Source organism: Mesorhizobium sp. M1E.F.Ca.ET.063.01.1.1 (assembly GCF_003998155.1).
Lineage (GTDB): Bacteria > Pseudomonadota > Alphaproteobacteria > Rhizobiales > Rhizobiaceae > Mesorhizobium.
Map to the genome: position 1 here is coordinate 100,582 of NZ_RZSC01000001.1, position 10,608 is coordinate 111,189.

Below are 10,608 nucleotides of genomic sequence, written 5' to 3' on the forward strand. Positions count from 1 at the left end.
TTTCTGCCTTTGTCAGGTTTTGAACGCGCATTGCCCGTGTTTCGCGCCGCCAGAAAAGCGTGGCCCATCCGCACGATCCTGAAGCCCAAACCGTCGAACACGTGCGACACCGCCGCAATATGTCGTGCCATGCATCGATGCCAAGCGCCTCGGCGTTGAGCTCGCAGCACGCCAGAACATCATCGACGAGACGTTCAAGCTCGACCCGGGAACGGGAAAACGGCCCGAGGTTTGGCCTTGGTCGGGACGGCCGAACGGCAATATCGCCGAGAGGGAAAGACGCAGAAGAAGATCATCACACCCGGCGAGCCGAAAGTGTCGGCAAGCCATCGCAGAAGGCAGCAAACATGCAGGCCCAGACGTATCGCTGGGCGATCTGAGGGAGTGGCATACGTTGCGCGCCTGGTGCAGAAATTGCTCGCATCATGCCGAAGTAAGGTCGGCCGCGCTAATCCGCCGGTATGGCAAAGGCGCACTATTCAGCACGGTCGAGGGCACTTGGTTGCCCGGGAATTGACCGGCTCATCACTGGTCAGTGATAATGCCAGCCAGTTCATCTCGAACGCCATCCTCTCCTGCGCGGATCAGAACCGGTCGAATGGCATTCCATGCGCATGGCAAGCATCGCTATCGCCTGTGGCGCGCCGACTGCAACACCGCGCGGCCGCACTCCCAAATCGCCTGGCAGACACCGGCCAAGTTCGCCACCACCTTCAATCCGCGACGGTCGCTCGCGCTGCGCTATGCGAAAGGCTCCGCGCCAGCCCCCGTCGCTTCACCCGCCCAGCAGCGCACAACCCACGCCGGAAACGAACCCAAAACTGGAGAAACTCGGGGCGACGTCATTTAGATTCCACCCATGCAGAGGTACTTCATTTCGAGGTAGTCTTCGAGCCCGTGGCGGGAACCCTCCCGCCCGATGCCGGACTGCTTCATGCCGCCAAAGGGCGCCGCATCCGAAGACATACGCCCCGTATTGATGCCAATCATGCCATATTCCAATGCCTCGGCCACGCGCCAGACACGCCTCAGGTTCGAGGCATGGAAATAGGCGGCGAGCCCGTAAATCGTGTCGTTTGCCTCACAGACAACCTGATCCGCATCGTGGAAGCGGATGATCGGCGCCAACGGCCCGAAAGTCTCCTCTTGCGCAACCGCCATGATGCTGGAGATCTCGGTGAAGGCTGTGGGTTTGAAAAAGGTGCCATCCTTGCCGATACGTTTGGCCCCGCATCGATTATCCCACCCTTGGCAACGGCATCTGCGATGTGGGACTCGATCTCGGCCAAAGCATGCATGTCGATGAGTGGTCAGACGTCCACTCCCGGAGCGAAGCCGTCGCCAACCGATAAGTGCCGGACTTTCTCCACGAACTTCTCGACGAACTCATCGTGAACGCTCGATTGGACGTAAAGCCGGTTCGATGAAACGCAAGTCTGGCCGGCATTGCGGAACTTCGCCTGGATCGCGCCGTCAACGGCAGCGTCAATATCCGCGTCGTCGAAGACGATGAAGGGCGCATTGCCGCCGAGCTCGAGGCTGACCTTCTTGATCTGGTCCGAGCACTGGCGCATGAGCAGTCGGCCAACCTCAGTGGAGCCTGTATAGCTGATCTTTCGGACCTTGGCATTGGAGCAGAGTTCGCGGCCCCACGCGATCACCTTCGGACGCATAGACCAGGTTGACAACGCCGTCAGGAAAGCCGGCTTGCTGCGCGAGGGCAAATATTGCACCTGCCACGAGCGGCGTCTGTTCAGCAGGTTTGAGCACGATCGCGCAGCCCGCCGCCAGGGCCGGCGAGATCTTGCGCGCCACCATCGACGCTGGGAAATTCCATGGCGTAGTCGTGCCGACGACACCGATCTGCTGCTTTGATCACCATCATCCGACGGTCTGTAGACGGTGCGGAGATCGTCTCGCCATAGATGCGATTGGCTTCTTCGGCGTACCATTGCAGATACGCGGCCGCATGCGAAACCTCCGACTTGGCTTCGGCAAACGGCTTGCCCATTTCCGCAGTCAGAATCGCGGCGAGATCGCCTGCATGGTCGATGATCAGCTGATGCCATCGCCAAAGAATGTCGCTGCGCTCCCGGCGGTCAGCGCCGCCCATCCAGGCTGCGCGACATAGGCCTTGTCTACCGCAGCGCGTGTCTCCTCCACGCCCATATCGGGAAGCTCTGCCAAAACTTCGCCGGTCGACGGATTGACGACCTCGAACGTCTTATTGCCAACCGGTCTGCCGAGTGCCGGCAGGCGATGGACGGCGCCAAACAGGTCCGGGGATTTCAGGTGGCGGATCATCGGCAGGCACAGGGGCAAACCGGGTTCCTCTCAAAGGCAGCTGATATGTATAATCGGCAGAGCCTCGGCGTGTACTCCGCACCTGCGGGTTCCTTATAGGGCCTCGGCCATACGGCTGGTAGACCATTCCACTCAACTTGAAAGGGAGAATTCTTGAACTCTTCTGGTCGATGGCTTGCGGTTCTCATCAGGTGCAAACTGAACAATGGACATCGGCTTCCCCACCGCGCGTACCGGCCATCGGTCCGAATAGCAGCAGTGCAGCCAAATGCCTTTTTTGAGCATCATCGGATTTGAAATTGCTTTCAAAAGTCCTCGATCTTGCCGCGCCCCATCGCGAGCGCCACAAACGGGCGTGGAAAATCAAAAGGGACCACAATCGAGAATCAGCACGGTGATGCCTTCTTTGCGACCGTAGGCACGCAGATCATCTGCAAGCTGGGCTCGGGACCGTGCAGGTCGCGCCCCAAAAAACGAGAGGGGGGGTCGTTGTGGTGGAAGAAGTCGGGGATTTTCGAAAGAACGTCGTTTACGGCGGGTCGTCCCTGTAGAGCATTCCCCTCGAATGCGACCGCCTTCAAAGGAGGACTTACCATCGACTCCACGCTGATAACCGCTGCTGGCAAGCTGGAACTGAATACCGGTTAATTGCACTGAGGGCGGCGGCAACCAGCCCTCGAAAACTTTTTGCCCGGGGGATTAAGCTCGAAAAGAGTGTTCCTTATCATATGGTGTTCGCGTAAATGGACGTAGTGCGTTTCCTGGGTTGAATCACATAAAGTAGTCTGTGTTGACGTCTGCCGTACCACGTTCCCTTGCCGGTTCCATGTTGGGCTAGATGGTTTATTTCGACCAGGGTTGCCACATGTTTTTTGACGGTGTTCCGGTTTGCACCGGTCAGGTTGACGATCTCGCCAATGGTCATTCGCCCGCGCTCCTTGATGGCTTCAACTATTTGAAGGGAGAGTTCCGGAAGCGTACCGAGCACGAGACGCTCGCGCTCGATTTTCTTCTCAAGCCGCTGCTTTTGCTGCTGAAGAGCGCGCAGGAAATAAACAGCCCAGGGCTGCCAATTAGGCCTCGGACTGCGGATCGTTTTTTGAGTTTGCCGAAGCGCCAGATAGTAGCCCTCCTTGCTGTTCTCGATCACGCTTTCGAGCGAAGAGTAAGGCACATAAGCATAGCCACTGCGCATCAGCAGAAGCGTCGTCAGAACGCGATAGCCTTCCATTGCCGTCCTGGAATGGATGGATCTCCAAAAAGACCACCGTGAACATTGCTGCGACGAGCAGATATCTCGACCGCATCGACTGCGCCAGCCGACGCCCGAAGGGATTGTGCAGACGATCGAGCGGCTACGTCGCCGGCGCTAGAAGATAGGCCCTCCACTGAGCATCTATCATTAGCCTGAACTTTCGAGCCCTTGCCAAGCTTTGTCGGGGCGGTCTCGCCCATCACGGCTGGGAAGTGCGGTCCATGGAAACCGGCGTATCAGTTAGATCGATCATCTATGCAAACCCTTCGATGCGTTCGTGGACAATCGCGCGCATTTGCTCCGCCATCTTCGCGCCTTGAGAGCCGTCTGATAGAGGCGGCGGCAATTCGAGGTGGTTGAGCGCGCGTGAGAGGGCTGCAACAAGATCGTCGATGCTGGTATCCGCATCGGCTGCCTTGAGGCCAGCCGTGCTCGCGAAAGCCTTGAAGTCGGCGCGCCGCAGACGATCGTCCTTGCCGTTCAGCTTGAGGGCCATCCGGTCTTTTTCGAGGCGTGGAAACACGCCAGTCGTGACCGCGTCGTAGAGCGGAGCCATGCGAACTGAGCTGAATTGCGTGCTGCCGGGCTCTGCGATTTCCAGCAGTGCCATGTTCTTCAGGTGCATGTCGCCATCGGCGATCAGCCAGGCGAATAAGGATCGCTTCAGGACAAGCAGGACGTCTTCTTCGGGAGAGGTCGATAGCGGCCTTAGTGCCCGCGCGATGCGCTCCATCGTGCCGTCGTATTTTGCTTCGGTGGGCACGCCAAGTACCGAGCAGAAGTCCTCAAGCGCGAGCAGGTGTTTGTCCTCGAGGCCCGTTCTGATATCGAACCGCTCCACGAGTAGCGCCGGAGGCATCCCGTCAGGCATCGGGACGAGCGCTGTCGCGGGCGTCTTGAAACCGGCCGCGCTGCCCAAAGCGAGCGACTGCCATTCGACAACTGGCAGGGCCTCAAATCCGCCCGTACCCGCAGGTTTGAGAATGTGGGTAAAAGGCCGGCCGACACTGGGAGAGAGGGTGCCATCAGCACTGAGGAACATAGGCGCTTTGATCTGAACACCCGAAAGGCGAGGCGTATCGGTACGCTCGAATATCTGTGCGAGATTGCGTTCGAAACTCTGCTCCAGGTCGCCGCGACCCGGCCCTGCATACTGGCCAGTGAAGACAGTGTTTTTAGTGAAGCCATTGAGCCGGGTTAACAGGATGTCGGGCGGCAGGGCGGAGAGATCGCTCGCACGCTCGACGATGGTGATGTTGGACATGTAGCGTTTGCCCGAGCGTAGCGTCGCGCGCTCGTCGCGGTCGTTCAACACTGACGCAAGCCAGCCTTCAGGCAGCAGCGACAGAATGAAAGGAGGGAGCTTGCCCGGCGTGGTCTGGCGAACAAGTGGCGGGCCCTGATCGTCTGGATTCCAGCGCCACTCAAAACCATCATGTGTGAGATTTCGGAGCGGAGCGCCGTGCCACGCCACGATCAGATCGAGCGCGGCTTCGTTGCGTGCGGGTTCTGTGGTCAGTGGAGGGCGGAGGAAAAAGCGCTCGGCGTGCTCGCCCTCGCGATACCACTGGTTCGCGCGGGCGAGCGCCCATGTCGCGTCGGCAGCGCCCTGGGCGCTGCCGTATTGTTCTATGAGGCGGTTCGCGATTGCCTCGCGCATCGTCTCGTCGATGGATGCCGCGTGTTCGCTGCGCAGGCGGAAAGCTTCGAGGAAGCGCTGGCGCATCGAGGAGACGTCGATCCGGAATTCTCCCATTCCATCATCGACAATCGCTTGAGCGACTGATGGGTGGTCGGGAGCTGCGTTCTGAATGATTTCCAGCAAGCGCAAGCGCCTGCGCTGTATTCGTCGCCCGCTCAGGAACAGGCGGCCATCCCGGGTCGGGCCGAGAAGCACAGCGCTCGCCGCCGAGAGGTAAGCGTTGGGATACAGGTATTGGCGATGCGGACGGCGTGCTTGAGTATCGTGGCCTCGATATCCTCCCCGGCATCGACATAGATGCCGCGCATTAGCTGGACGAGCTTGCCCGTTTCAGCCTGATAGTGGCTGCGGGTTTTATCGATGTTTTCCCCAACGAGGTGGAGGGCCATTTTCTAACTTTCCCGTGTCTGAGATACGGGAAAGCTAGCAAAATCCGCTTCATATTCAAGAGTTTCTAACTTTCCCGTATTTGGTATACGCAAAAGTTAGAATACTTTCTCGGAACGACGGCGTTCTTCGGGTCGGGAATCGAACCACGGGAGAGAACCTGGTCTGCGAGGGCGAGCAGGCAGAACTCAAGGCGTTCATTCTGCCACACCATAGTCGGATCAGCCACACGTAGGTCGGCGGGTCCTTCAGCTATTGTAGAGCGTGGGATTATTCGCTGTCACGGGCCAACGCCCATAATCGCGGGCTCGGCCGAAAGCAGCTTCTTCGCCGCCGCCCTGCCTGGTCGAGGATCACCTGCTCGATGAGGCAGGGCGGCGCTGGATGTAGTCTATGCCGAGTTTGTCGAGCTGCAACCCGACAAGCGTGGCGGAAATCGACCTGGAGGAACCCAGATTGTCGATAGCATAGGCGCCGATCAGATACTTCTTGCTCGCTTCGAGTTCGGCCGCTGTTGGGCCTGTGTCCACCAGCTCCTTGATTAGTTGTCTTATCAGGTCGAGCGTCTCGGCCGCCCTGTCGGCGCGCGTCGACGTCGTCACGACAAGCATGTTGGGCTGGTAGGCTTCCAAGCTGGACGAGACACCGTAGGCAAGGCCGCGCTTTTCGCGCACTTCCTGGAACAGACGTGAGGTAAATCGTGAGCCTCCGACTATATCGTTCATCAGCTGTCCCGCGTAGAATTCCGGGTCGTTGCGTCCCATGGCGGGAAAAGCCAGCTGGAGCGAAGTCTGGGGGAGGGCGTATGCGACCTGCGTCCGCTCGCCGCTTCGGGGTGGCATCAGGTACGGGGGCGAGCGCCTGTTTCTGAGGCAAATCGCCGAACAGGCGGTCGAGCCTTGCTCTTAGGGCTTTGGCATCTATGTCGCCTACGACCGCCACATGCAGCCCGTCGCGGGCGAAAGCGGCTTTGTGGAAGGCGCTTAGATCGGCGGGCGTTACGCTGGTCAGGCTCCCTTGGGCGGTCTCGAATACGGATGCGTGCCGTAGATCCGCGCCGCCAGGCCAGCTCGGCGATCGCGTGAGGTTCGCGCTCATTGGCAATGATTTCGGAGAGAAGCTGGGCGCGTATGCGGTCGAAAACTGCTGGCGGACATCCTCGGCTGCGGGTCCCGCCGCCGAGGATGTCGGCCAGCAGTCGAGCGCCTCGGCCTCGCCGGGTGCGGCCGTATGATAGGACGGCACCATCCATTGCGTGGAAAAGCGCGGCACCGAAATGCGCACGCCGGTCAGCGTCACCGTGCGCTTGGCGTTTTGCTCCGGCTCGACTGGGCGGATGCGGGTTAGACCAGGAGCCGTCGGCACGGTTCCCTACGTCTTATCGGCCAGCGCCTTGACCGTTTCCGGCTCGACATCGCCGGCCACCACCAGGACGGCGTTGCTGGGCGTGTAATATTTGTCATAGAAGGCTCTGGAGTCGGTGCCGTAGCGGATCGTGTTGGAATTTGGCGGAGCAGCCTCCGGTAAATTGAGGTTATCGGTTCATGCGGCGAGGTCAATCTGCTGATCGAGTGGCTTGGCGGGGAGCGTGTGCCATCCGTCGATTTTTCGCATCGAGATTTCGCCGGACGCAATCAACGCCCAGAACAACATTGCCGCGGTTTCGGCCGAAGGCAGCACGGTCTGGGTCTTGATGCGCCGCTTGAACTCTTCATGCAGACGCTCAATCGCGTTTGTAGTTCTGGTGCGCTTTTCCACTGGCTCGGCGGCAGGCGCGTGAAGGCGAAGAGGCGCTCACCGGCCTCCTCCAGGCTGTCGGCCACCGCCCGGCACTTGAGCCGCCATTTGCGCAGGAACGCCTTGCGGCGGCTCTCGATCTCCTCCGGCGTGGCCGCGTAGATCATGTCGGTGTAATCGGCGCTGATCTCCTCGTGCAGGCGCTCGGGAGCGTGGGCGAGCAGGTTGCGGTGCTTGTGAACCGTGCATCTTTGAACCGGCACCCCGTCCCACAGCCCAGCGATCGCCCCGTCCAAGCCGGGTGCGCCGTCGACGATGAGGAACTCAGGGCGGCGGAGGCCGCGTGCGACGAGATCGTCGAGGATCGCCCGCCAGGCCTCGGTCGTCTCGCCGCCCATGTTCTTGACCGCGAGCAGGATCTTGTGGCCGTCCGCGCGCACGCCGATGACAACGAGCAGCGGGATCGAGGTCGCCTTGCGGTCGAGCCTGACACGAACCACCGTCCCGTCGAGGATCAGGCGCACGATCGGGCTCGTCGGCCAGCGAGCGACCCTTCCAGGCGTCCCAGTCCGTCTTCACCTTGCGCCAGGTGCGGCTGACGACGTCCTTGCCGATCGCGCCGCCGAACAAGGCGGCAAGCGCACGACGGACGCGTCGCGTGTTCGTGCCCGCCAGGTAGCTCGACGCGATCAGTGCGTCGGCGGCCTTCGTGCGCCGCTGATAGGCGCGCAGAGCCTTGCTCCTCCATTCCACCGTCTTGTCCTCGTCGACATCGAGGCGCGCCCGCGTAACCGTGATCTCAGTGGTGCCGAAGGTCCCCGTCAGCGTGCGCGTCCGGCTGCCGTGGCGGTGGCCGGCGACACCGGTGGTCTCATCACTGGCGCGCCGCCGGCTGCCGGCCATAACGGGGACGGGCAAGCACCGCTTCCAACTCGGTCTCGAGCATCGTCTCGATGAAGCCGCGCACCCGCTCGCGCAGGCCAGCTTCGATCGGATCAAACCAGTTGTCGAAAAGATAGCTCGTCGCCTCATCCCCCGGATGAAAGGCTTCGGCTTTCATGGTAGTCCTTGTCATGGCGTAGTCTCCTGTCCGGCACCGCAAGGCCGGATGATTCGAGGTTGACACCCCGGAGACTACGCCAACTCACAATTCCAACCACTCCCGCGACGGCACCTTGGCAGTCATCTGCTCGGCAACCAAATCGAGCGGGAATTCGCTCTTGCGGGACTTCTCGAAGAGGAGGCGGGTTCCGCGAACCCAAGTCATCACGACCACACGCCGGCGACAAGGATTGAGACCCAGCCGCCGTCGAGCACTTTCATGATGTTCGCCGAGAAGAAGCCGACATCGACCACCCCGAAGATGAGCGCAAGGCGAGCGCCGGGAGGAGCGTCCACCTCCAGATACGCCTCATCACGACGTGGAGCAGGATTGTCGTCACAACCATTTCGCCCGTGACCGATATGCCATAGGCTGACGGGAGGGCGCTGGACTCACCAAAGCCGATGACCGCAACATGACCGACCATGCGAGCAGCAGGTTGACGCGCGGCAGGTATATCTGCCCGAATTGCATTTCGGATGTATGCCGGATTTCGAAGCGCGGAAGCATGTTGAGCTGGACGGCCTGTCGCACAAGTGAATAAGCGCCGGAATCACGACCTGGCTGGCGATCACAGTTGCCGCCGTAGCCATCACCACCATCGGCACCAACGTCCAGCCGTGGTCATCTCGAAGAATGGATGTCAGATCGTCCCGCCTCGGGAAAGAACGAACGCGCCCTGCCCGAAATTGTTAAGCAGCAGGCACGGAAATGCGATCGCCAGCCAAGCCAGCACAATCGGCCGGCGGCCAAAATGACCGAGATCAGTGTAGAGCGCTTCAGCCCCGGTTACGGAAAGGCTCCGCGGGCGGCATACTGCCTTGCCGAAGGGGCCATAAATGCTGCGCATCTACACGGGCCAGAACGGCCATCTGACAGCAATTGACGGCTTGCCGGAGGCCGAAGCTCTCGGTGCTCTCTGGCTCGACCTCCTCAACCCGACTGTTGAGGAAGTGAAGCTTGTTAAGGCGCATCTGGCCATTGATATCCCGACGCGCGACGAGATGGCGGAAATCGAGTTGTCGGACCGTCTTTATCATGAAGACGGCGCCGAGTTCATGACGATCACCGCGGTCGCGAATATCGAGGGCGAGGACCCTGTCAAAGCGCCGGTTACCTTCGTTATCAAGGGCCAGACGCTCGTCACTGTCCGCCACGCCGAACCGAAGCCGTTCTTGATCTATGCGGCGAAAGCACAGCGTACTAGCGGCCTCCCTGCACGTCCGGCGAATTGGTGATGCTGGGTCTGATCGAAGCGATCATCGACCGCGCGGCCGACACGCTTGAGCGCGTCGGCGACGAGATTGATGCACTCTCACGCGAAATTTTTCGCAACACGTCTCCGAGCGCCTCGAAGAAAACACGCAACCTTCAATCCCTTGTCGAGCGAATCGGCCGGAAGGGTGAGCTGCTGACGAAAATTCAGGAGAGTCTCGTGAGCATCGCGCGGCTCGTCGCCTACCATAGCGCGAGTGACTCGACCAGCTGGGCAGTCGCGTCGTCCGGTCGCAAGTTGCAGAAGGAAATCCGGCAACGTATCAAGCTCGTCCAGCGCGATGCCACGTTCCTCAGCGACCATGCGACCTTCCTGTCCAACAAGATCAACTTCCTGCTGGACGCGACGCTGGGTCTCATCAATCTGGAGCAGAACCAGATCATCAAGATTTTCTCGGTCGCTGCCGTCGTGTTTTTGCCGCCGACGCTGGTTGCCTCGATCTACGGCATGAACTTCGATGCCATGCCCGAGCTAAAATGGCTTCTGGGCTATCCTTTTGCGCTGGGTCTGATGGTGCTCTCCGCCGTGGTTCCGTATCTCTTTTTCAAGCGGCGCGGTTGGCTGTGAAAGGAAATAGGCTGGTTCGGGGCGCTTACTGAAAGTCCGACGTCCCGGAGCGGTCGCGCAGCTCAGCGAATTCGACATCTTGACTATCGCACGACACGTTGGCCTCGAGGTTGAGCAGCTCAAGCGGGACATGGAAGACCGCGCCATCGAAAACGTCCTCGAGCGCAATTGCGCGCTCGCCAAGGAGCTGTACATCAACGTCACGCCGGCGTTGGTTCTCGGCGACGAAGTGATTTCAGGTGTGCTCAAGATTCACACGCTGGAACGCTTCATCGCCA

General features: G+C 60.3%; 3 protein-coding genes and 9 pseudogenes. 3 read left to right on the forward strand and 9 right to left on the reverse strand.

Features of this window, described 5'->3' with window-relative positions; translation table 11 throughout:
- Positions 1-528 precede the first annotated feature (528 nt).
- Positions 529-850: pseudogene (locus EOA29_RS00495) on the forward strand (hypothetical protein); the annotation flags it as partial.
- Here EOA29_RS00495 and EOA29_RS43720 read toward each other — a convergent pair.
- The 9 genes and pseudogenes from EOA29_RS43720 to EOA29_RS00530 form a co-directional block, all read right to left on the reverse strand.
- Positions 847-2,322: pseudogene (locus EOA29_RS43720) on the reverse strand (NAD-dependent succinate-semialdehyde dehydrogenase). The pseudogenes EOA29_RS00495 and EOA29_RS43720 overlap by 4 nt on opposite strands.
- Positions 2,323-3,028: 706 nt before the next feature.
- On the reverse strand, positions 3,029-3,535 hold the full coding sequence (locus EOA29_RS00505) for a DUF977 family protein (protein WP_245468301.1): 507 nt from the start codon (positions 3,533-3,535) through the stop codon (positions 3,029-3,031).
- Between the two features lie 20 nt (positions 3,536-3,555).
- Positions 3,556-3,611, reverse strand: a pseudogene (locus tag EOA29_RS43960) (hypothetical protein); the annotation flags it as partial.
- Between the two features lie 201 nt (positions 3,612-3,812).
- Positions 3,813-5,650, reverse strand: a pseudogene (locus EOA29_RS00510) (HipA domain-containing protein).
- Between the two features lie 351 nt (positions 5,651-6,001).
- Positions 6,002-6,490 (reverse strand): insulinase family protein, encoded by a 489-nt coding sequence (locus EOA29_RS43725; RefSeq protein WP_348628843.1) that lies wholly within the window; start codon positions 6,488-6,490, stop codon positions 6,002-6,004.
- Positions 6,491-6,539: 49 nt separating this feature from the next.
- Positions 6,540-6,746 (reverse strand): annotated as a pseudogene (locus tag EOA29_RS43730) (hypothetical protein); the annotation flags it as partial.
- Positions 6,747-6,807: 61 nt separating this feature from the next.
- A pseudogene (locus EOA29_RS42665) lies at positions 6,808-7,130 on the reverse strand (insulinase family protein); the annotation flags it as partial.
- 60 nt (positions 7,131-7,190) lie between these two features.
- Positions 7,191-8,445: pseudogene (locus tag EOA29_RS00525) on the reverse strand (IS256 family transposase).
- Between the two features lie 132 nt (positions 8,446-8,577).
- Positions 8,578-9,286, reverse strand: a pseudogene (locus EOA29_RS00530) (KUP/HAK/KT family potassium transporter); the annotation flags it as partial.
- 40 nt (positions 9,287-9,326) lie between these two features.
- On the opposite strand from EOA29_RS00530, the pseudogene EOA29_RS00535 reads away from it, so the two are divergent.
- Both EOA29_RS00535 and EOA29_RS42670 read left to right on the forward strand, forming a co-directional pair.
- Positions 9,327-10,330: pseudogene (locus EOA29_RS00535) on the forward strand (magnesium transporter CorA family protein).
- 79 nt (positions 10,331-10,409) lie between these two features.
- The coding region (locus EOA29_RS42670) for a DsbA family protein (RefSeq protein WP_281058453.1) at positions 10,410-10,608 on the forward strand (199 nt) is incomplete at its 3' end.